This window comes from Bradyrhizobium sp. Arg237L (assembly GCF_029990105.1).
In the GTDB taxonomy this organism is placed as follows: Bacteria; Pseudomonadota; Alphaproteobacteria; order Rhizobiales; family Xanthobacteraceae; genus Bradyrhizobium.
In genome coordinates, this window is the sequence record NZ_JAQMIL010000062.1 from 24,188 (window position 1) to 44,519 (window position 20,332).

General features: G+C 63.6%; 20 protein-coding genes and 1 tRNA gene. 14 read left to right on the plus strand and 7 right to left on the minus strand.

The genetic code is table 11. The features are described 5' to 3' along the window. The first annotated feature begins 15 nt into the window (after positions 1-15). From OZ411_RS30905 to OZ411_RS30915, 3 genes are all read left to right on the plus strand, one after another. The gene (locus OZ411_RS30905; RefSeq protein WP_282530991.1) at positions 16-1,314 is read left to right on the plus strand and encodes an MFS transporter; all 1,299 of its coding nucleotides are present in this window, start codon (positions 16-18) and stop codon (positions 1,312-1,314) included. An 18-nt stretch (positions 1,315-1,332) separates the two neighbouring features. Further along, the gene (locus OZ411_RS30910) at positions 1,333-2,229 is read left to right on the plus strand and encodes an NAD(P)-dependent oxidoreductase (RefSeq protein ID WP_282530992.1); all 897 of its coding nucleotides are present in this window, start codon (positions 1,333-1,335) and stop codon (positions 2,227-2,229) included. Between the two features lie 210 nt (positions 2,230-2,439). Continuing rightward, positions 2,440-3,828 (plus strand): serine hydrolase, encoded by a 1,389-nt coding sequence (locus OZ411_RS30915; RefSeq protein ID WP_282530993.1) that lies wholly within the window; start codon positions 2,440-2,442, stop codon positions 3,826-3,828. Positions 3,829-3,965: 137 nt separating this feature from the next. On the opposite strand, the gene OZ411_RS30920 is transcribed toward OZ411_RS30915, so the two are convergent. Further along, complete coding sequence (locus OZ411_RS30920; protein ID WP_130584207.1) at positions 3,966-4,631, minus strand: glutathione S-transferase; 666 nt, start codon at positions 4,629-4,631, stop codon at positions 3,966-3,968. A 161-nt stretch (positions 4,632-4,792) separates the two neighbouring features. Here OZ411_RS30920 and OZ411_RS30925 point away from each other — a divergent pair, with 161 nt between their 5' ends. The 3 genes from OZ411_RS30925 (at position 4,793) to panE (ending at position 8,052) form a co-directional block, all read left to right on the plus strand. Next, on the plus strand, positions 4,793-5,374 hold the full coding sequence (locus OZ411_RS30925; protein ID WP_282530994.1) for a DUF2239 family protein: 582 nt from the start codon (positions 4,793-4,795) through the stop codon (positions 5,372-5,374). Between the two features lie 207 nt (positions 5,375-5,581). Beyond that, on the plus strand, positions 5,582-6,931 hold the full coding sequence (locus OZ411_RS30930) for an MATE family efflux transporter (RefSeq protein WP_282530995.1): 1,350 nt from the start codon (positions 5,582-5,584) through the stop codon (positions 6,929-6,931). Between the two features lie 200 nt (positions 6,932-7,131). Next, on the plus strand, positions 7,132-8,052 hold the full coding sequence (gene panE, locus OZ411_RS30935; protein WP_282530996.1) for a 2-dehydropantoate 2-reductase: 921 nt from the start codon (positions 7,132-7,134) through the stop codon (positions 8,050-8,052). Positions 8,053-8,161: 109 nt separating this feature from the next. Here panE and OZ411_RS30940 read toward each other — a convergent pair whose 3' ends face one another. From OZ411_RS30940 to OZ411_RS30950, 3 genes are all read right to left on the minus strand, one after another. After that, positions 8,162-8,752 (minus strand): c-type cytochrome, encoded by a 591-nt coding sequence (locus OZ411_RS30940; protein ID WP_282530997.1) that lies wholly within the window; start codon positions 8,750-8,752, stop codon positions 8,162-8,164. Between the two features lie 184 nt (positions 8,753-8,936). Continuing rightward, on the minus strand, positions 8,937-10,214 hold the full coding sequence (locus OZ411_RS30945; RefSeq protein WP_282530998.1) for a PQQ-dependent sugar dehydrogenase: 1,278 nt from the start codon (positions 10,212-10,214) through the stop codon (positions 8,937-8,939). Between the two features lie 432 nt (positions 10,215-10,646). Then, positions 10,647-10,721 (minus strand) — tRNA-Gly (locus OZ411_RS30950). Between the two features lie 400 nt (positions 10,722-11,121). On the opposite strand from OZ411_RS30950, the gene trxA reads away from it, so the two are divergent. Both trxA and OZ411_RS30960 read left to right on the plus strand, forming a co-directional pair. Beyond that, complete coding sequence (gene trxA / locus OZ411_RS30955) at positions 11,122-12,042, plus strand: thioredoxin (RefSeq protein WP_130582962.1); 921 nt, start codon at positions 11,122-11,124, stop codon at positions 12,040-12,042. Positions 12,043-12,188: 146 nt separating this feature from the next. Further along, a complete protein-coding gene (locus OZ411_RS30960; protein ID WP_130582963.1) occupies positions 12,189-12,863 on the plus strand; it encodes an LON peptidase substrate-binding domain-containing protein in 675 nt (224 codons plus the stop codon). 148 nt (positions 12,864-13,011) lie between these two features. Here OZ411_RS30960 and OZ411_RS30965 read toward each other — a convergent pair whose 3' ends face one another. Next, positions 13,012-13,362, minus strand: a complete 351-nt coding sequence (locus tag OZ411_RS30965; RefSeq protein WP_130582964.1) for a hypothetical protein — start codon at positions 13,360-13,362, stop codon at positions 13,012-13,014. A 78-nt stretch (positions 13,363-13,440) separates the two neighbouring features. Between OZ411_RS30965 and OZ411_RS30970 the strand changes: the two genes are divergently transcribed. Next, positions 13,441-13,977, plus strand: a complete 537-nt coding sequence (locus OZ411_RS30970) for a TetR/AcrR family transcriptional regulator (protein WP_130582965.1) — start codon at positions 13,441-13,443, stop codon at positions 13,975-13,977. A 68-nt stretch (positions 13,978-14,045) separates the two neighbouring features. Continuing rightward, positions 14,046-14,243 (plus strand): Trm112 family protein, encoded by a 198-nt coding sequence (locus OZ411_RS30975; RefSeq protein WP_130582966.1) that lies wholly within the window; start codon positions 14,046-14,048, stop codon positions 14,241-14,243. 84 nt (positions 14,244-14,327) lie between these two features. On the opposite strand, the gene OZ411_RS30980 is transcribed toward OZ411_RS30975, so the two are convergent. Next, complete coding sequence (locus OZ411_RS30980; protein WP_130582967.1) at positions 14,328-15,548, minus strand: ubiquinone biosynthesis hydroxylase; 1,221 nt, start codon at positions 15,546-15,548, stop codon at positions 14,328-14,330. Positions 15,549-15,798: 250 nt separating this feature from the next. Here OZ411_RS30980 and tesB point away from each other — a divergent pair, with 250 nt between their 5' ends. Continuing rightward, complete coding sequence (gene tesB, locus OZ411_RS30985) at positions 15,799-16,659, plus strand: acyl-CoA thioesterase II (protein WP_130582968.1); 861 nt, start codon at positions 15,799-15,801, stop codon at positions 16,657-16,659. A 92-nt stretch (positions 16,660-16,751) separates the two neighbouring features. Here tesB and OZ411_RS30990 read toward each other — a convergent pair whose 3' ends face one another. Next, the gene (locus OZ411_RS30990; RefSeq protein WP_282530999.1) at positions 16,752-17,639 is read right to left on the minus strand and encodes a DUF4339 domain-containing protein; all 888 of its coding nucleotides are present in this window, start codon (positions 17,637-17,639) and stop codon (positions 16,752-16,754) included. 254 nt (positions 17,640-17,893) lie between these two features. Between OZ411_RS30990 and OZ411_RS30995 the strand changes: the two genes are divergently transcribed. From OZ411_RS30995 to OZ411_RS31005, 3 genes are all read left to right on the plus strand, one after another. Next, the gene (locus OZ411_RS30995) at positions 17,894-18,232 is read left to right on the plus strand and encodes a P-II family nitrogen regulator (RefSeq protein WP_130582970.1); all 339 of its coding nucleotides are present in this window, start codon (positions 17,894-17,896) and stop codon (positions 18,230-18,232) included. A 138-nt stretch (positions 18,233-18,370) separates the two neighbouring features. Beyond that, positions 18,371-19,672 (plus strand): ammonium transporter, encoded by a 1,302-nt coding sequence (locus OZ411_RS31000; protein WP_282531000.1) that lies wholly within the window; start codon positions 18,371-18,373, stop codon positions 19,670-19,672. A gap of 306 nt (positions 19,673-19,978) precedes the next feature. Further along, positions 19,979-20,317: a P-II family nitrogen regulator gene (locus tag OZ411_RS31005; protein ID WP_028164751.1), complete on the plus strand. Its 339-nt coding sequence runs from the start codon at positions 19,979-19,981 to the stop codon at positions 20,315-20,317. The last annotated feature ends 15 nt before the right edge of the window (positions 20,318-20,332 follow it).

The following is a 20,332-nucleotide window of genomic DNA, read 5'->3' on the forward strand; positions in this document are numbered from 1 at the left end:
CGCGGAGACCTCAACATGACGACATCGGATCCATCGAAGGCGATGGAAGTCGCTGAAATCCACGACACCAGCCTGCTCGCCTTCTACCGCGACATGAACCTGCAGGAGCGGCGCACCTTCTGGGCCTGCGCCTCGGGCTGGGCGCTCGACGGCATGGATTTCATGATCTATCCGCTCGTGATCGGCACCATCATCACGCTGTGGAAGGTCGATGCCGGCACCGCGGGCCTTGCGGGCACGGTGACGCTGCTCTCGTCGGCCATCGGCGGCTGGCTCGGCGGTTATCTCGCCGACCGCATCGGTCGTGTCAGGACGTTGCAAATCACCATTCTCTGGTTCTCGTTCTTCTCGCTGATCTGCGCGGTCGCGCAGAATTTCGATCAGCTCCTGATCGCGCGGGCAATCCTGGGCTTGGGCTTCGGCGGCGAATGGGCGGCGGGCGCGGTGCTGATGGGCGAAGCGATCCGGCCGCAATATCGCGGACGCGCGGTCGGTTCGGTGCAATCGGGCTGGGCGGTCGGCTGGGGCCTGGCGGTGCTCGCGCAGGCGATCCTGTTCACGATTCTTCCCGCGGAGACCGCGTGGCGCTGGATGTTCGTGATCGGCGCGCTGCCGGCGCTCTTGGTGTTCTATCTGCGCCGCTACGTCACCGAACCTGAGATCGCGGCGGCGACGCGCGTGAAGCAGCAGGCCGAAGGCGACCGGCCGTCGCTGTGGGAGATCTTCCACGGTCCGATCCTGAAGACGACGATCCTGGCGTCGCTGGCGGCGACGGGCTGCCAGGGCGGCTACTACGCCATCACCTTCTGGGTGCCGCGCTTCCTCACCACGGAGCGCCACCTTTCGATCGTCACCTCGACCGGCTATCTCGCCGCGCTGATCATCGGCTCCTTCATCGGCTATCTCGTCGGCGCCTGGCTCGCCGATCGCATCGGCCGCCGGAACCTGTTCCTGACTTTCTCGCTCGGCGCCATCGCGGTCGTACTGCTCTATACGCAAGTGGAGATCAGCAACGAATTGCTGTGGGTGCTGGGCTTTCCGCTCGGCTTCTTCGCATCAGGCTATTTCTCCGGCATGGGCGCGTTCCTGACCGAGCTCTATCCGACGCGGCTGCGCGGCTCCGGACAGGGCTTCTGCTATAATTTCGGCCGCGGCATCGGCGCGCTGTTCCCGTATCTCGTCGGCGCGCTCTCGACCACGACGTCGCTCGCCAATGCGATCGCGATTTTCGCGGTCGCCGCTTACGCTGTATTCTTCCTGGCCGCCTACGCGCTGCCGGAGACCCGCGGACGGGTGTTGCATGCAGATGGATGAATAACACGGGAGGTTCGGATGACGTCGCTCAAGGGCAAGACGCTGTTCATCACCGGTGCGAGCCGCGGCATCGGGCTCGCGATTGCGCTGCGGGCGGCACGCGATGGCGCCAATATCGCGATCGCCGCCAAGACCACGGAACCGCATCCGAAACTGAAAGGCACGATCTACACCGCCGCCGACGAGATCCGCGCCGCCGGCGGCAAGGCGCTGCCGGTCGTCTGCGATATCAGGGACGAGGCGCAGGTGATCGCGGCGATCGACAAGACGGTCACCGAATTCGGCGGCATCGACATCTGCGTCAACAACGCCAGCGCGATCAGCCTGACCGACTCGCAGGCCACGGAGATGAAGCGGTTCGACCTGATGTTGGGTATCAACACGCGCGGCACCTTCATGGTGTCGAAATATTGCATTGCGCATCTGAAGAAAGCAGTAAACCCGCACATCCTGATGCTGTCACCACCACTCGACATGAAAGCAAAATGGTTCGAGCATTCCACCGCCTACACCATGGCGAAGTATGGCATGAGCATGTGCGTGCTGGGGCTCTCAGGCGAATTGCGATCGGCCGGCGTCGCCGTCAACGCGCTGTGGCCGCGCTCGACGATCGCCACCGCCGCGGTCGGCAACCTCCTCGGCGGCGACGCCATGATGCGTGCCAGCCGCACACCCGAGATCATGGCCGATGCCGCGCATGTTATCCTGACCAGACCAGCGCGCGAATTCACCGGCCGGTTCTGCATCGACGACAAGGTGCTCTATGACAGCGGCATGCGCGATTTCGAGCACTACCGCGTCGACCCGAAGGTCGCGCTGATGTCGGATTTCTTCGTACCCGACGACGATGTGCCGCCGCCCGGCGTCACCGTCCAACCACTGCCCTCCGTTGGCGAAGCCCAGAAGTCACGGTAGAACTCGATCGAAGCAAGCACGGAGCCTCTTCTCCCTCTCCCCGTTCTTCACGGGGAGAGGGTCGGGGTGAGGGGCTGCCTCCGCGAACTGGGTGATAGGTGAACTCGCGGAGAGTCCCCCTCACCCGGAATTCAAGCTGCGCTTGCATTCCGACCTCTCCCCGCAAGCGGGGCGAGGTAAAGTAAGATCGGCTCAGGCGCGGAGGAATTTGTGGGCTGGCAGAAATGGATCGCGGCAGCAATCGCTTTCGCCGCCGCGGTGGCGATTGCCGCCTACTTCCGTCCTGATCGGGCCGTTCGTGTCGCGACCGGCGTGGTCGCACACAATGTCTGTTCCAAGGTGTTCGTCTCCGGCCTCGATCCGGAAACGGTGTTTTCGGAAACCATCGATCGGGCCGGCATCCGCAGACTGCGTCCGCTGCTCCGCTTTGCGCTCGACCGCACCGGCAAGACCGTCGACGCGTCGATGGCTGGATGGCTGACAAGCCGTGCTGCGTTTCACGATGGGCTCGGATGCGTGCTGCTGCACGGCGCGAAGGCGCCTTATGTGCTCAAGAGCGATATCGACGCGCTGAAGGTGACAAAAGCGCTGCCGCTGCTTGAGGAGATCGCGGGCCCTGAACCTGTCGAGCCTTCGGACCCGGCGCTGAAAGCGGCACTCGATGATGCCTTCGAGGAGCCGGCGGAGCCGCCGTTCCGGCGCACCAAGGCGGTGGTGGTCGTCCATCATGGCAAGGTGATCGCCGAGCGCTATGCCAAGGGCATCAGTGTCGATACGCCGCTGCTTGGTTTTTCCATGACCAAGTCGGTGATCAATGCGCTGATCGGAATCCTGACCCAACAAGGCGTCGTCACGCCGTCGATGCCCGCGCCGATCCCGGAATGGCGCGGCAGGAATGATCCGCGTCGCGAGATCGAAGTGGAGCACCTCATGCGCATGACCACGGGGCTGGCGCTGGACGAGACCAATTCGGGCTTCGATCCCTCGAGCCAGATGGCCTACCTGCATGACGACATGGCGGGCTTTGCGGTGAAGGCGCCCCTGATGGCGCCGCCCGGCACGCGCTGGCACTACTCGAGTCCCTCGACGCAACTCTTGGCACGGATCATCCGCGATGCCGTCGGCGGGCCCGAACAGACGCTCGCCTTTGCCTGGCGCGAATTGTTCAATCCGCTCGGCATGCGCAGTGTCACGCTGGAATTCGACGGCAGCGGCACGCTGCAGGGCACCGCCTACATGCTGGCGAGCGCGCGTGATTGGGCCCGTTTCGGGCTGCTCTATCTCAATGACGGCGTGGTCGGCGGCAAGCGGTTGTTGCACGAAGACTGGGTGGACTTTTCCGCCGCCGCGACCCTGAAGACCGACTACGGCGCCGGCTTCTGGACCAACCGCAGCGAACATGCGCGTGCCAAGAACCGTGTCGCGCTCGGCATTCCCCGCGACGCCTTCTTTGCCTCGGGCGACCTCGGCCAGCGCATCGTCATCATGCCGACGCAGCACCTCGTCGTGGTCCGCCTCGGCGACAGCGTCGATCGGACCGGAGACATGCGCGGATTGGCGCGTCTGGTGAAAGAGGTGATCGCGGCGGTGGAGCGGTGAGACTCCCTCGCCCCGCTCTTGCGGGGAGAGGGTTGGGGTGAGGGGCTGCTTCCACGAACACCGAATGCGCGGCAACGCCCCTCACCCGGCGCTACGCGCCGACCTCTCCCCGCAAGAGCGGGGAGAGGTGACTTCGCCTACCGCCCCACCAGATACGGTCCGCCCTTCTCCAGCGCGCGGACATAGGCCGGGCGCGCGTGAATGCGTTCGAGGAACGCCATGCACCTGGGATGCCCCTCCTCCAGCCCGGCGCGCGCGGAGGCGGCTTCCAGCGGAAAACTCATCTGGATATCGGCCACGCTGAACTCGTTGCCCGCGAACCATTGGCTTTTGCCGAGTTCCGCCTCCCAGAACGTCATGTGCTGCTTGAGCTGCGGATTGACCAGCACGGTTAGCGCCTGGTTGGTGACCTTGCGCACCAGTGGCCGCAACAAAGCGGGCGCGCGCTTCGGCATCATCGTGAACAGCAGCTTCAGCAGCAGCGGCGACATCGCCGATCCCTCGGCATAATGCAGCCAATAGGTGTAGCGCAGCCGCTCCGGCGTGTCCGGCGGCGGGATCAAGCGTCCCTTGCCGTAAGTGCCGAGGATGTATTCGGCGATCGCGCCGGATTCCGCGATCGTGTTGCCGTTATCGGTGATGACGGGCGACTTGCCGAGCGGATGCACCGCCAGCAACTCCTTCGGCGCGCGCATGTCGGGCCCACGCTGATAGCGCACGATCTCATAGGGCACGCCAAGCTCTTCCAGGAGCCACAGCACCCGTTGCGAGCGCGAGTTGTTGAGGTGATGAACGGTCAGCACGGCGTCCCCCGAAATGCAAAGAACCTTCCCGGGCGTTCCCTATCAGGCAATCGCGGGATTCGCGATTGGCCGAGAGGCCAAATTATTTATCCGGGTGATATTGACATCGAAATTATACCCGGGCATAAATGCATGAAACGCGAGTCGACTGGATAACTCAAATGAATCAGACATTTACAGCCTTCGAAGGCCAGCGGCGCCTCGCCACCGGGCCTTTGGCCGAGGTCGCGCTGGCGGTCAAACGGGCCGGCCAGAGCGCCGAGCCGATTGCGATCTTCTGCGACGGGACCGGGCGCGCCGTTGATCTCGACCTTCGCGGCAGCGATGACGCGATCCTGGCACGGCTGCCGGCATCGGCTCCGCCAAGCGAAGCGCCCGAGGCGCCACCGAGCGAGCCGCGTGGCCGCGGGCGACCGAAACTCGGCGTGGTCGCGCGCGAAGTGACGCTGCTGCCGCGCCATTGGGAATGGCTCAACGCGCAGCCCGGCGGCGCCTCGGTCGCGCTCCGCAAGCTCGTGGACGAGGCGCGCCGCAGCAGCGGCGACCGCGACCGCCAACGCGCCGCACGCGATGCCGCCTATCACTTCATGTCGGCGATGGCTGGCAACCTCCCGAAATTCGAGGAGGCCTCGCGCGCACTGTTCTCCGACGACCGCCGCCGCTTCGTCGGCGAGATCGCCGAATGGCCGCCGGACATTCGCGACCACGTCGTCAAGCTCGCCTACAGCGACCGCGCGGATTAGCGCCTCGACGGAGATGCGCTCCCTCTCCCCGCTTGTGGGAGAGGGTGGGGTGAGGGTGTCTCCGCGGCGGGACTCGCTATGTCGAGAAAGCCCCCACCCGGATCGCATCTGGCGATGCGATCCGACCTCCCCCGCAAGCGGGGGAGGTGAACTCGCGGCCCGACTGACTCAATCAGCTACCCCACATGCTTTAGCAGGTACCTTCCCATGTCCACGCCGCCGCCGCTCTGGAGGACCTTCCTCGCCTTCCTGCTGCCGATGATGCTGAGCAACATCCTGCAGGCGCTGTTCGGCACCATCAACAGCGTCTATCTGGGACAGATGATCGGGGTCGATGCGCTCGCCGCCGTCTCGGTGTTCTTCCCGGTGATGTTCTTCCTGATCGCCTTCGTGATGGGCTTAAGCTCCGGCGCGACCGTGCTGGTCGGCCAGGCCTTCGGCGCCGGCCAATCTGACAAGGTCAAGGCGGTGGCCGGCACCACGCTGACGGTTGCGCTCCTGCTGGCCATTGGCATCGCGCTGTTCGGATTGCTGTTCACGCGCGATCTGCTGGTCGCGCTCGCCACACCGGCTGATATCCTCGATGCCGCCACGTCCTACGCGCGGACCATGATGGTCACGATGCCGCTTACCTTCGCCTTCATCCTGGCCAGTTCGATGCTGCGCGGCGTCGGCGACACGCTGACGCCGCTGGTCGCGCTCGCGATTTCGACCGTCATCGGCCTCGTGGTGACGCCGGCGCTGATCCGCGGCTGGCTTGGCCTGCCGCATCTCGGCGTCGCCAGCGCCGCCTGGGCCTCGGCGGTATCGAGCCTGCTGACGCTGATATGGCTCCACCTCTATCTGCGGCGACGAGGCCATGCGCTGGCTTTCGATGCCGCGTTCCTGCGCGCGATGCGGCCGGACGGCACGCTGCTGCGAACCGTGTTGCGGCTCGGCATTCCCGCAGCGCTCGGCATGGTGGTGATGTCGCTCGCCGAGCTGGTGCTGCTCGGCCTCGTCAACGGCTTCGGCTCCAACGCCACGGCGGCCTATGGAGCGGTCAACCAGGTCTTGAGCTATGTGCAGTTCCCCGCGCTCTCGATCGCGATCTCGGTCTCGATCTTCGGAGCGCAGGCGATCGGCCGCGGCCAAGCCGGCCAGATCGGCGCCATCGTCGGCACCGGGCTGAAGATGAACCTGATCCTGACTGGCGGACTGGCCACGCTCGGCTATCTGTTCTCCCGCACGCTGATGGGCTTTTTCATCACCGACCCCGCCGTGCTCGAGCTCGCGCAGGGACTGCTGCACATCGTGCTGTGGAGCTCGGTCCTGTTCGGGATGTCGACGGTGTTTTCGGGGGCGATGCGCGCCGGCGGCACGGTCTGGATGCCGCTCTTGATCTCCGCCCTCGCGATCATGCTGGTCGAGATCCCGTCCGCCATCATCCTCAGCCGGCTGATCGGCATCGAGGGGGTGTGGGTCGCCTATCCGATCACCTTCTGCACCATGTTCCTGCTGCAGATGGGCTATTACATGCTGGTCTGGCGGAAGCAGACGGTCGAGCGTTTGATTTGACACGACACAGTATGATGACCATCATCATACTGTAGACGTGCCGCGAAGATCGCGACAGAATGGACCACCGGAACTGAGGAGCGAAGAAGAGGTAGTTACCCAGGGATTCTCGCTTGACGGAAAGCATCCATCCCTATTCGCTACTCCCCATTCGCCATTCACCTGCCATCCCCGAAGCAACAACAACAAGGAATCATCCCATGCGCGTTCTCGTCGTCGGCGCCGGTGCGATCGGCGGATATTTCGGCGGGCGGCTGCTGCAGGCCGGCCGTGACATTACGTTCCTGGTGCGCCCCAAGCGCGCATCCGAACTCGCGACTGCCGGGCTTGTGATCAAGAGCCCAAACGGCGACGTGACCTTGAAGAATCCGCCGACGGTGCAGGCTGACAAGTTGACCGAGACATTCGACGTCGTGCTGTTGAGCTGCAAGGCGTTCGACCTGGACGATGCCATCAAGTCGTTCGCACCGGCGGTCGGACCGAACACCGCCATCATCCCGCTGCTCAACGGCATGCTGCATCTGAGCGCGCTCGACAAGAAATTCGGCGCCGAGCAGGTTCTCGGCGGCCTCTGCGCGATTGCGGCAACGCTCAATGATGCGCGCGAGGTGGTGCAGCTTCAGCCGATGCAGTCGCTGACGTTCGGCGAACGCGACGGCAAGATGTCCGACCGCGTGCGCGCGATCGCGGAGGTGTTTTCCGCCGTCAATGGCGCAACCGCCAGCGATCATGTGATGCAGGACATGTGGGAAAAGTGGGTGTTCCTGGCTTCGCTCGCGGCTTCCACCAGCCTGATGCGCACCTCCGTCGGCAACATCCTGGCCGCGCCCGGCGGCAAGGATTTCCTGCTCGGCATGCTCGACGAATGCAGCGCGGTGGCGACCGCCGAAGGCTATGCGCCGGCTGGACCGTTCTTCGAACGCGTCAAGGGCATGCTGACCGCCGCGGGTTCGCCGATGACCGCCTCGATGTTCCGCGACATCAAGGCCGGCTTGCCGGTCGAAGCCGATCACGTGATCGGCGACCTCGTCGCCCGCGCCGACGCCGCGAAGATTCCCGTGCCGAAATTGCGCACGGCATATACGCATCTCAAGGCGTACGAATTGCAACGGGGCAAGTAGTCCTGTAGCCCGGGTGGAGCGCAGCGCAACCCGGGACAACCCTCTCCGCGGCGCACAGTGTTCCCGGGTTACGCTGCGCTCCACCCGGGCTACGGCTACGGCATCACCATCAGAGATGTGCCAGATAATGCGCGAGCGCGGTGATCTCTTCTTCGCTCAGGGGATAGGCGACCTCGGCCATCGCGGCCATGCCGCCGCCGGAGCGCGCGCTGGACTTGTAGTCGTGCAGCGCCTTGACGAGATAATCCTCGCGCTGGCCGGCGATGCGCGCCACCGCCTTGGTGCCGGCATAGCTGTCGGTATGGCATGACGCGCAGCGGCGGCCGGCGGCGGCCTGCTTGCCCTTTTCCGACAGATCAGGATCGTCGTCCTTCGGGCCCTTCGGCGGCGTCAGCGAGGAGAAGTAGGCGCCGAGATTGCGGATGTCGTCATTGTTGAGCTGCTCGACGATCGGCTGCATCAGCTCGTTCTTGCGGGTGCCGGCGCGGAAGAACACGAGCTGCCACTGAAGGAACTGATCGGGCTGGCCGGCGAGCGAGGGGATGTTCTCCGTCTGCGAAATGCCGTTCTCGCCGTGGCATGAGACGCACATCTCCGCTTTTTCCTTGCCGGCCGCGACATCGGCGGCGCGGATCGGAGTGACGGTCGTGGTCAGGAGCGCGAGTCCACCAAATAGGTACGAGACGAACTGTCGGCGCATCAGTCAGGCTCCACTCCATCACCCCTGTCATTCCGGGATGCGCGGAGCGCAGGCCCGGAATCCATAACTATCGCTCGTGGTTATGGGTTCCGGACTTGCGCTGCGCGCAATCCGGAACGACGAAATTCAAAACAAAGAGGCCGCGGCCGCCATCCGGCCACCGCAGCCTCCATTCGTTACAGTGTCACTTCTTGCTGTAGCTGATGCGATAGATCGCACCGGCCCAGTCGTCGGCAACGAGGATCGAGCCGTCCTTATCGAGGATGATGTCAGCAGGGCGGCCGAGATAGCCCTGGTCGCCCTCGATCCAGCCGGACGCCAACACTTCCTGCTTGGCGTTCTTGCCGTCGGGACCGACGATCACGCGCACGATGCGCGCGCCCTGATACTTGTGTCTGTTCCACGAGCCGTGCTCGGCGATCAGGATGTTGTTCTTGTAGTCCGCCGGGAATTGATTGCCGGTGTAGAACTTCATCCCGAGGGGGGCGACGTGGGCGCCGAGGTTGAGCACAGGCGGCGTGAACTCCGAGCATTTGTGCCCCATTGCGAATTTCGGATCGGGCAGGTCGCCCTGGTGGCAATAGGGATAGCCGAAATGCTCGCCGATCTTCGAGATCATGTTGAGCTTGTCGCTCGGCAGATCGTCGCTGATCCAGTCGCGCGCGTTCTCGGTGAACCAGTAGCGACCCGTGCGCGGATCGACATCGCCGCCGACGCTGTTGCGCACCCCGAGCGCCCAGATTTCCGCGTTGCCGGTCTTGGGATCGACGCGGCGGATCTGCGAGAGGCTGGTCGGGGGAATGCCGATGTTGAAGGGCGGGCCGAACGGAATGTAGAACCAGCCGTCCTTGTCGACCGCGATATATTTCCAGCCATGCGCGGCATAGGAGGGCATGTCGTCATAGACCACCTTGCCCTGGCCGAGATTGTCGAGATTGGCCTCCGCATTGTCGTAGCGGATCAGCTTGTCGACTGCGATCACGTAGAGCGCGCCGTCGCGGAAGGCGAGACCGGTGGGCATGTTCAGCCCCTTGAGGATGGTCTTCACCTCTTTCTTGCCGTTGTTGTCCTTGATTGCGTAGACGTTACCGAGCCCGAACGAGCCGACGAACAGCGTGCCCTTGTCGCCCCAGGCCATCTGCCGCGCGGCGAGCACGTTCGACGCGTAGACCTCGATCTTGAAGCCTTGTGGCAGCTTGATCTTCTTGATCAGCGCCGCCAGCTCGGAGTCGGAGGCGCCGGTCGGCGGTCCTGATGGCGGCGCGAGCCCCTTTTGCGTTTCGGTCTCGTCGCCGAGGAACCAGTCATCCGGCGGATGGGTCCAGAATTCCTTGGTGCCGGATTCGTATTTCTTCAGCGACCTGCCCTTGTCCTGCTGCTGTTGCGCATTGGCAAAGCCAGTCCCCGCCACGAGGGCGATGGTGGCAAGCGCAAGAATGGAACGATTGAAAACCGATTGCATCGCGTTACTCCCCTATCCAGCCGGGCGGCTGGCTCTTTATTGATTCTAACGAGACGATCGTAGTGGCCTGCGAGAGAGAGGCCAGAGCAGAAAATGTTAGCACATCCCTCGCGCGAGAGAAGCGCGAGGCGATGAACGCCGCTTTCGCGCGAGGTCAAGACAAGTTGAGCGGGTTCGCTTGCGCTGTTTCTTGCGAAGCGCCAGCGATGTCATTGCGCCGCAATATTCGTTCGAAGTTAACGCCGCTCGCAGCGTCACGGCCGACGATTCGATTGGCTGGGAAATCAATCGTCGGATGAATGATTGGGCCGGGTCTCGTTTCTCGCCGGAGATACCTTAGCGTGGGCTTGCTTCGGTCAAGCGAGGGAGAGCAGCAGGCGCGACGACGGCGCGCGGCCGGAGGTTAAAGCCAGTTCGACGGACGGGGAAATTTGGAGCGGGCGAAGGGGCTCGAACCCTCGACCCCGACCTTGGCAAGGTCGTGCTCTACCACTGAGCTACACCCGCATCCTGATGGCGGCGATCACTCGCCGGCAACGGCAGAGCTATGCCAAAAGCGGACCGTGAATGCAACAGGCCCGAAGGCGGCTAAATCGCCTCATTTGAGTGGAAATGGGGACGAAAGGACGGAAAGCAACGCGCCGAGGGGCGTTTCGGTGGCGGCTCGCCGGGTTTTTCGCCTGGGAACCCACTTTTCCCGTCCTCACGCCGCTACGGGCTGATTCGCCTCAAGCAGCCCACAAACTCCGGCCGCATTTGATCGCGACCCTGCATGATCGGCCTGCGGCGGAACGAGCAGGGTACCAGGCGATTGAAATTTGGCGCCAAACCGCCATTTAGCTGACGGGTGTTCGGTTCCGGCCGTGCTAGAACGGGCCCCAATCTCGGGACATCAGGCGAGGATATCGTGACGATAGTTGAGCAGGGCGGCGGTCCGGCGCCGCAGGCAGGCGATCTGATCAAGGAAACGACCACCCAGACGTTCGTCAAGGACGTGATCGAGGAGTCGAAGCGCCAGCCGGTGCTGATCGATTTCTGGGCGCCCTGGTGCGGCCCCTGCCGCCAGCTCACCCCGATCCTGGAGAAGGTGGTGACCAACGCCAAGGGCCGGGTCAAGCTCGTCAAGATGAACATCGACGAGCATCCGTCGATCCCCGGCCAGATGGGCATCCAGTCGATCCCGGCCGTGATCGCCTTTGTCAACGGCCAGCCGGCCGACGGCTTCATGGGCGCAATCCCGGAGAGCCAGGTCAACGCCTTCATCGAGCGGCTGACGAAGGGCGTCCCTGCCGCGGGCGAGCCGAATATTGCCGAGATCCTGAAAGAAGCCGACGCCGTGCTCGCCGAAGGCGACGCCGCGGCCGCGGCGCAGATCTATGCCGAGGTGCTCGGCATCGACGCCACCAATATCGCCGCGCTCGCCGGTCTCGCCAAATGCTATGTCACGACGGGCGCGGTCGACCAGGCCAAACAGACGCTCGGCATGGTGCCGGAGTCCAAGCGCAACGAGCCGGCTGTGAAGGCGGTGCAGGCCGCAATCGACCTTGCCGAGCAGGCGGAATCGGTCGGTCCGATCGGCGAATTGGAACAGAAAGTCGCCGCAAATCCGCTCGATCATCAGGCGCGGTTCGATCTCGCCACCGCGCTGAACGCGATGGGCAAGCGCAGCGAGGCGACCAACCAGCTCCTGGAGATCGTCAGGCGCGACCGCAAGTGGAACGATGACGGCGCACGCAAGCAGCTCGTCCAGTTCTTCGAAGCGTGGGGCGGGGCGGATGAAGCGACCGTCGAGGGACGAAAGCGGCTTTCGACGATCCTGTTTTCATAGAGCATGATCCGGACCCGAAGGGCCGCGTAGCGAAAAGTGGAAACCGGTTTTCCGAAATGATCATGCTCAAACAAAGACATGAGATTATGATCCGATTTCGTTCAATCGGATCATAATCTAGTGCGTGCATAACACCGGGGCCGCAGATGCCGATCAATGCCGAATATCGGGGCCCGGCCGAGCTTCCCGAGGTGATCGCGGTCTTTCCGCTTGCCGGTGCGCTATTGTTGCCGCGCGGCCAGATGCCGCTCAACATCTTCGAGCCGCGCTATCTCGCCATGGTCGACGACGCCTTCCGCGACGGCCATCGGCTGATCGGCATGATCCAGCCCGACGTGACGCATTCGCACAATGAGGAGAAGCCGGCGCTGTTCCGCGTCGGCTGCGTCGGCCGCATCACCCAGCTCGCCGAATCAGGCGATGGCCGCTACATCCTCGAACTCACCGGCGTGTCGCGCTTCAAGGTGGTCGAGGAGCTCAGCGTGCTGACCCCGTACCGCCAATGCAAGGTCGATTTCTTCTCCTTCACCGACGATTTCGTCGCGCGCAGCGGCGAAGAGGACGTCGACCGCGAAGCGCTGCTCTCGGTGCTGACGGATTTCCTGAAAGCGAACAACCTGAAGGTCGACTGGGCCGGCATCGAAGCCGCGCCCAACGAGGCGCTGGTCAATGCGCTCGCGATGATGTCGCCCTATGGCCCGGCGGAGAAGCAGGCGATGCTGGAAGCGCCCGACCTCAAGACCCGCGCCGAAATCCTGATCGCGGTGACCGAGATGGATCTCGCCAAGAAGCGCACCAGCGGTGACCCGCCGCTGCAGTGATTCTCGGCCGTCCCGTCATTCTCCTCTACCGTCATTCCGGGGCGTCCGAAGGACGAACCCGGAATCCATTTCTCGACCAGCGCATGCGGCTTGATGGATTCCGGGTTCACGCTGCGCGTGCCCCGGAATGACCGCGTGTGGGGCTAGCCTAATACCCCGCGACCGCCATCGCCACCACGGCGCTGAGCGCCATCCAGCCGAAATGCCGGCCGCGCGTCGCAACCGCATTGGCGAGGGCCGCGAAAGCGAACACGCAGGCGAGCGTGACGACGATCCAGTGCCGCGCCACCTCCGAGGCCATCCAGGGCGCGGCGAGCAGCAGCACGCCGCCACCGATCCACGCCACCGTGCCGGCCTGCCAGACCAGCCGGATCAGCGTGCGCAGCCGCGCCGGTTCGATCGTCATTTTGGGAAAGACCTTGAATTCGCCAAGGTAACCGTGGATCAGCGCCGCCGCGATCGCGGCGAGGCCGGAACATTGCAGCAGGATATCGCGCATCGTTCGCCTCCATACAGCAGTGTATGGTTATCGCCCGCGCATTGGCGCCTGTCAATACACTGGTGTATGGTAGGCTGCATGACCGATCAGCTTTCCGCACAGGACTGGCTCGACCAGGGCCTGAAAGCACTGGCAAGACGCGGCTTCACCGCGCTGAAGGCCGAACCCTTGGCAAAAGAGATGGGCGTCTCCCGCGGCAGCTTTTACTGGCACTTCGCCGATATCGCCGCCTACCACGCCGCCGTCCTGAAACATTGGCGCGAGATCGCGGCGGAGCGGATCATCGTCGATGTCGAGGCGACGGCGGCGGGTTCTGACGCCCTGGCCGTGCTGCTGCGCCGGGTGTTTTCCGAAAAGCTGGCGCTGGAAAACGCGGTCCGAAGCTGGGCGAGCGTCGACGCTTCAGCACGCGCCGCCGTGCAGGCGATCGACCAGCGGCGGCTCGGCTATGTCGAAGGTCTCCTGAAGCAGGCGGGCCTCACCGACGACGTGGCCCGCGTCCGTGCCCAGATCTTCTATTGGGCATTCCTCGGCCAGGCGCTGACGGAGCAGCCGCTGCCGAAAGCAAAGCAGCAGGCGATCGTCGACGAACTCTTGCGGATGGCCGTGCGCTAATTGGCTGCGCGCGTTACACTCGCCGTTTGAGACATGGTAAGAAGCGCCTGCGAAACTGGAAGACCGTCATGAGCTCCCCGACTGATCATCTCGAAAGCACCGCCGATCCAAAGCTGCTGGAAATCCTGGTCTGTCCGATCACCAAGGGTCCGTTGGAGTTCGACGCGGAACGGCAGGAACTGATCTCGCGCTCCGCAAAACTCGCGTATCCGATCCGCGACGGCATCCCGATCATGCTGCCGGAAGAAGCGCGCAAGATCGAGTGATGGAGGGGGCGAATAGCGAATGGGGAGTGGCGAATAGCGAAGGAGGAGCCTTCTATTCGCCACTCCCCATTCGCTATTCGCCGCTTACAACGCCTCGCCCTTCAACAGCCGCGGCACTTCGCCCGAGAGGCCGGCGGCCTGACGAATGAACAAGCTCTTCAGCGGCGGCAGGCGGTCGACGACGCCGAGCCCGACGTCGCGCACGGTCCTGAGCAGCGTCGATTCGTTGGAGAACAGGAAGTTCAGCGAATTGGTCGCAACCCCCATCGCCATGGTGTCGAAGCGGCGCCAGCGCTGGTAGCGCTCGAGCACATCGGCTTGGCCAAGATCGATGCCGAGCCTCGCCGCATCGACCACCACCTCAGCCAAAGCCGCGACATCCTTCAGGCCCATATTGAGCCCTTGCCCTGCAATCGGATGGATCAGATGCGCTGCGTCGCCGACCAGGGCCAGCCGTTCGGCGATGAAGGAGCGCGCGACGAAATAGCCGAGCGGAAAGGCGCGCGGCTTGTCGAGCGCCTTGACCTCTCCGAGCTGCAAACCAAAGCGCCGCTCCAGCTCGTCGTGGAATTCCGCATCGCTCAAGCCGACGATGCGGGACGCTTCCTTGCGGTTCTCGGTCCACACCAGCGAGGAGCGTTTTCCCTTCAGCGGCAGGATCGCGAACGGACCCGCGGGCAGAAAATGCTCTTCGGCGCGGCCCTGGTGATCGCGCTCATGGCCGACCGTGACGACAATGCCGGACTGATCATAGTCCCAGCCATGCGTGACAATGCCGGCGCGCTCGCGCAGCTTCGAGCGGGCGCCGTCGGCGGCCACCAGCAGGCTCGCTTCGATCACACTGCCGTCCGCGAGCGTCACGTTGACGAGATCGGCATTGGCCTCATAGGTCGAAACCGCGGTCGCGCGCAGATCGATGCCTGCGGCCTCAGTGCGCGCCACCAGCGCGTCGATCAGATGCCGGTTCTCAACCATATGCGCAAACGGCTCGCCGGGCTCGACATCGCCGGCAAAGGTCAGGAACGCCGGCCGGGTGGCGTCGTCGAGCCGCGAATCGGTGACCACCATGTCGAGGATCGGCTGCGTCGTGTCGGCGATCTCGGCCCAGATGCCGATCGCCTCGAATAACCGGCGGCAGGCGGCGACGATCGCGGTCGCCCGCGGATCGCGGCTCGGGCGCTGCCCGAGCGCCGGATCGGCGACGATGATGGGGATTTCGGTGCCCAGCCCCTGGCGCAGCGCCAGGGCCAGCGCCAGGCCCGCAAAGGCGCCCCCGCAAATGACAATGCCTCGCTGTGCCGACATGCAAGTCCCTTACGCGCTCATGCCCTCAGACTGTGCTTGCTACCTGATAACGGCTGGGCGAAACAGGGTCTTGAGGCAAGGTGCTTAATGTAATGCCGTCATTCCGGGGCGCGTCGAAGACGCGAACCCGGAATCTCGCGCCGAAACCTCTGGATTCCGGGTTCATCGCGGAGCCTGTCATCGGGCCGCGCTGCGCGGACCCGGTGGCGATGCCCCGGAATGACAATGCGGAGAACCTGAAAGATGCAACATGTCAAAAAGCCTGATTGACCTGCTTTCCATTCTGGATCTCGAACCGCTCGAGGTGAATCTGTTCCGCGGCAACAGCCCGAAAACAAGCTGGCAGCGGGTGTTCGGCGGGCAGGTAATCGGCCAGGCGATGGTCGCGGCCTGCCGCACCGTCGAGGGCCGGCTGCCGCATTCGATCCATTGCTATTTCATCCTGCCGGGCGACCCGCAGGTCCCGATCATCTACCAGGTCGAGCGGCTGCGCGACGGCAAGAGCTATTCGACCCGCCGCGTCACCGCGATCCAGCACGGCAATGCCATCTTCTCGATCATGGTGTCGTTCCATGCCGAGGAGCAGGGCGCCTTCGATCACCAGGAGAAGATGCCGGACGTGCCGCCGCCGGAAAAGCTCACCGCCGAGGAAGTGTCGAAGCAGCCGATGTTCCGCGAAATGCCGGACTTCATCCGCCGCTATTACGAATCCGATCGGCCGATCGAACTGCGCCCGGTCGAGCTCGGCCGCTATTTCGGCCAGAAGATCGAGGAGGGCCGCATCCATGTCTGGATCCGCACCGCGGCGAAGCTTCCCGACGACCCCGCGCTGCATCTGTGTGCGCTGGCTTATGCCTCCGACTTTTCGCTGTTGGACGCGGTGATGGCGCGCTACGGCCGCACGCTGTTCGACAAGCGCATGATGCCGGCAAGCCTCGATCACGCGATGTGGTTTCACCGCCCGTTCCGCGCCGACGAATGGCTGCTCTACGCGCAGGACTCTCCGAGCGCGCAAGGCGGCCGCGGCCTGACCCGCGGCATGATCTTCAAGCCCGACGGCACGCTGGTGGCGTCAGTGGCGCAGGAAGGTTCGGTGCGCGAGAGGAAGTAGCGCGCGTTAGAATTGCCGCCGCGATGACTCCCTCTCCCGCTTGCGGGTCGCAAGCGGGAGAGGTGAAACCAATCGGCATCTCATTCGTCGCTCTAAGCGTTCGCCAGCGTGCTGCGCTCGACCAGCGCGAATTGCGACAGGTACCAATTCGCATACCAGCGCAAAGCCCACGGGATTGGAATCAGCAATAAGCAGCCGATTGTGAACACGACGGTTCGCCAAAGCATCTCGAGGCCTGACGCCTTGAAGATGATTTCACGGCGCGTCCCCTCGATATTGCGGCACATCCACCTCATCCACGCCGTGGTCACCCACGCCCAGCCGATGATGGTGATGAAGGAGATCGCCAACAGCAGATACCACCCGGTATAGGCGATGATGCTGCCGTTGAAGGCGATTGGGAGCTGCTGCCCGTTTGAACTGAGATGGCTGGCGATCCAGCGGATGACCACCCATCCGAGCGCCGCCTGCAGTAGCGGCGCAAGCAGTTCGATCGTCGTGCTCTCGGTCCAGCCCGTATAGCTCAAGAGCCCTATCGCGACGAACACATACCAGATGTCACCGACCTGTCCCGTGAAACCGAGATTCGGCCGGCCAGGGACGTTGATGTGCGGGATGATCCAGCGATAAAAGCCGGTGGCTGACCACGGCGCCGGGATCACCAGGAGCTGGCCAATGGCGAACCACAGACTGCGTCCAAACAGCTCCCGGATCGGCAGATCGGCTGAGACCGTTCCACCCGCATAGCCGGCCGCAGTTATGATCGGCGGCCCGCCCGGCTGCGAAGGCATCGCTGGACTGGAAATATCCGAAATCAGTCCGGGAATCTCACCCGCTTTCTGCCAACCGGCCATCCCCTCGGTCCAGACTAGCGTATCCGGCCCGACGGTGCCCCGCATGATGAGATCGCGGAGCTGGAATTCGGGAAATGGGCCCTTTTGCTGGCCCTCGGATGCATAAAACCAGGATCGATCGGCCATGGCATTTCCTTGGAAAACGCGATTCTTGGGAACAGGCGCCAGCAGAACAACTGGCGAAGCAGGAAAGCCGCATTGTGACGGACGATCATGTCCCCTGTACAGGGAGCGAGGTCAGGGTCTGCCAATGTTTTCCCCCTAAACCTGCAACTTTTTTGTGCCATTTGCTCAGAAAGATGCCAGATTGGCCCGGGATCGAAGGCCATCCAAAGAGCAGGCGGTTGGCCGAACTTTAAGAAAAAAGCGGGCCGCTAGCCATGAAACTTGTCGTCGCCATCATCAAACCCTTCAAGCTCGACGAGGTGCGCCAGGCGCTGACCGAGATCGGCGTCCACGGCATGACCGTCACTGAAGTCAAAGGTTATGGCCGGCAGAAAGGGCACACCGAGATCTACCGCGGCGCAGAATATGTCGTGAACTTCCTGCCCAAATTGCGGATCGAGATCGCGGTCGCATCCGACATCGCCGACAAGGCGGTCGAAGTCATTACCGCAAAGGCACGCACCGGCCAGATCGGCGATGGCAAGATCTTCGTCACGCCGATCGAACATGCGCTGCGGATCCGCACCGGCGAGACCGACAGCGACGCGCTCTAGAGCATGATCCGGAAAAGTGGGCTCCGGTTTTCCGAAAAGATCATGCTCAAACAAGAATGAATTCTCGCCGAACGCGGGCACCGACAACGCCGCCGGTCGCATCAACCAGAATCATTTCATTTCTGCCGGGGAAACATCATGGGGGCACCATCTCGCGCCGTGCGGCTGATCGCGCCGCTTGGTCTTGCGACGCTGTTGTCGGCGACGCCGGCGCGTGCGGAGACGTCGGCCATCAACGCCGCCGACACCGCCTGGATGATCGTTGCCACCGCGCTGGTGCTGATGATGACGATCCCGGGGCTCGCGCTGTTCTATTCCGGCATGGTGCGCAAGAAGAACGTGCTGGCGACGATGGCGCAGAGCCTGTCCGCAGTCGCGATCGTCTCGATCCTCTGGGTGATGTTCGGCTACTCGCTCGCCTTCGTCGGTGATGGACCGTGGATCGGCACGCTCGACCGCTGGTTTCTCGCCGGCATGACCATGGACGGCGTCAATCCGGCGGCGAAGACGATCCCGGAAGCGCTGTTCATGCTGTACCAGATGACGTTTGCGATCATCACCGTGGCGCTGGTGGCAGGCTCGGTCGCCGATCGCATGCGCTTCTCGGCCTATCTCTGGTTCTCCGTCGGCTGGTTCATCTTCGCCTATATTCCGCTAGCACATTGGGTGTGGGGCGGCGGCTTCCTCGCCAATCTTGGCGTGCTGGATTTCGCTGGCGGGCTCGTGGTGCATCTTTCGGCCGGCGTCAGCGGATTGGTCGCGGCGCAAGTGTTGGGGCGGCGCCGCGGCTATGGCAGCGAGAACCTGTCGCCGTTCGATTTGTCGCTCGCGGTGATCGGCACCGGACTGCTGTGGGTCGGCTGGTTCGGCTTCAATGGCGGATCGGCGCTTGCCGTGAATTCGCGCGCGGTGATGGCGATCATCGCCACGCATCTTTCCGCCTGCGCCGGCGCGCTGACCTGGGGCGCGATCGAATGGGCGACGCGGCGCAAGCCGTCGGTGCTCGGCATGATCTCGGGCGCGGTGGCAGGGCTCGGCACTATCACGCCGGCCTCGGGCTTCGTCGAACCATGGCACGCAGTCATCATCGGAATCATCGCGGGCCTCGTGTGCTTCTGGGCCTGCACCTGGCTGAAGCACCGCTTCAAGTATGACGATTCACTCGACGTGTTTGGCGTCCACGGTATCGGCGGCATGGCCGGGACGCTGCTCGCGGGCGTGTTCGCCGCCAGCGCCATCGGCGGCACGGCCGGCCTGCTCGAGGGCCGTCCGCAGCAACTGCTGATCCAACTCGCCGGCGTCGCCGTTACGCTGGTGTGGTGCGGCGGCGTGACCTTCGTGCTCCTGAAGCTGGTCAGCGCGTTCGTCCCGCTCCGGGTATCGCTGCAGCAGGAGCTGGAAGGCCTGGATATTTCGCAGCACGGCGAGGCCCTGCAGTAATTTCCTCTACTTTATTACCTCTGATTTGCCGTCGGGCTGGGCAGGATTATGTCCAGACTCTGGCGTGCCTATGAATCGGGCAATATTGATTACGTTTTGAGCGCGACGGAATAGCGCAGGTCCGACCAATTCCCGTCAAGCGCGAAAACAGGCGGATTCATAATCCGTTAGGCGGCGCCGTCGATCTGGCACGGCATTTGATTCTAACGCCGGCGGCTGTGACCGCGTTGTGAATTTTCTCCGCGTGGTGGATCTCAGTCGAAACACCCGGTTCGTCTGCACCGGGCCCAAGCGGGGATAGGACACATGAAAATTGTTATGGCGATTATTAAGCCATTCAAGCTCGAAGAAGTCCGCGACGCCCTGACCGCCATTGGCGTTCACGGTCTCACGGTGACGGAAGTCAAGGGGTACGGGCGTCAGAAGGGCCACACTGAGATCTATCGCGGCGCTGAATACGCCGTGAGCTTCCTGCCCAAGATCAAGATCGAGGTCGCGGTTGCGGCCGACCAGGTCGACAAGACCATCGACGCTATCACATCGGCGGCAAAGACCGGGCAGATCGGCGACGGCAAGATCTTCGTCATCAACCTCGACCATGCGGTGCGCATCCGCACCGGCGAGGCCGATGCCGCGGCCCTCTGATTTCGCGCTCAAACC

What these genes read in the sequence shown, in the direction of transcription:
- OZ411_RS30905 (WP_282530991.1), top strand. Translation starts at nt 16, where the DNA reads ATGACGACATCGGATCCATCGAAGGCGATGGAAGTCGCTGAAATCCAC.
- OZ411_RS30910 (WP_282530992.1), top strand. Translation starts at nt 1,333, where the DNA reads ATGACGTCGCTCAAGGGCAAGACGCTGTTCATCACCGGTGCGAGCCGC.
- OZ411_RS30925 (WP_282530994.1), top strand. Translation starts at nt 4,793, where the DNA reads ATGAATCAGACATTTACAGCCTTCGAAGGCCAGCGGCGCCTCGCCACC.
- OZ411_RS30930 (WP_282530995.1), top strand. Translation starts at nt 5,582, where the DNA reads ATGTCCACGCCGCCGCCGCTCTGGAGGACCTTCCTCGCCTTCCTGCTG.
- panE (WP_282530996.1), top strand. Translation starts at nt 7,132, where the DNA reads ATGCGCGTTCTCGTCGTCGGCGCCGGTGCGATCGGCGGATATTTCGGC.
- OZ411_RS30940 (WP_282530997.1), bottom strand. Translation starts at nt 8,752, where the DNA reads ATGCGCCGACAGTTCGTCTCGTACCTATTTGGTGGACTCGCGCTCCTG.
- OZ411_RS30945 (WP_282530998.1), bottom strand. Translation starts at nt 10,214, where the DNA reads ATGCAATCGGTTTTCAATCGTTCCATTCTTGCGCTTGCCACCATCGCC.
- OZ411_RS30960 (WP_130582963.1), top strand. Translation starts at nt 12,189, where the DNA reads ATGCCGATCAATGCCGAATATCGGGGCCCGGCCGAGCTTCCCGAGGTG.
- OZ411_RS30965 (WP_130582964.1), bottom strand. Translation starts at nt 13,362, where the DNA reads ATGCGCGATATCCTGCTGCAATGTTCCGGCCTCGCCGCGATCGCGGCG.
- OZ411_RS30970 (WP_130582965.1), top strand. Translation starts at nt 13,441, where the DNA reads ATGACCGATCAGCTTTCCGCACAGGACTGGCTCGACCAGGGCCTGAAA.
- OZ411_RS30975 (WP_130582966.1), top strand. Translation starts at nt 14,046, where the DNA reads ATGAGCTCCCCGACTGATCATCTCGAAAGCACCGCCGATCCAAAGCTG.
- OZ411_RS30980 (WP_130582967.1), bottom strand. Translation starts at nt 15,548, where the DNA reads ATGTCGGCACAGCGAGGCATTGTCATTTGCGGGGGCGCCTTTGCGGGC.
- tesB (WP_130582968.1), top strand. Translation starts at nt 15,799, where the DNA reads ATGTCAAAAAGCCTGATTGACCTGCTTTCCATTCTGGATCTCGAACCG.
- OZ411_RS30990 (WP_282530999.1), bottom strand. Translation starts at nt 17,639, where the DNA reads ATGGCCGATCGATCCTGGTTTTATGCATCCGAGGGCCAGCAAAAGGGC.
- OZ411_RS30995 (WP_130582970.1), top strand. Translation starts at nt 17,894, where the DNA reads ATGAAACTTGTCGTCGCCATCATCAAACCCTTCAAGCTCGACGAGGTG.
- OZ411_RS31000 (WP_282531000.1), top strand. Translation starts at nt 18,371, where the DNA reads ATGGGGGCACCATCTCGCGCCGTGCGGCTGATCGCGCCGCTTGGTCTT.
- OZ411_RS31005 (WP_028164751.1), top strand. Translation starts at nt 19,979, where the DNA reads ATGAAAATTGTTATGGCGATTATTAAGCCATTCAAGCTCGAAGAAGTC.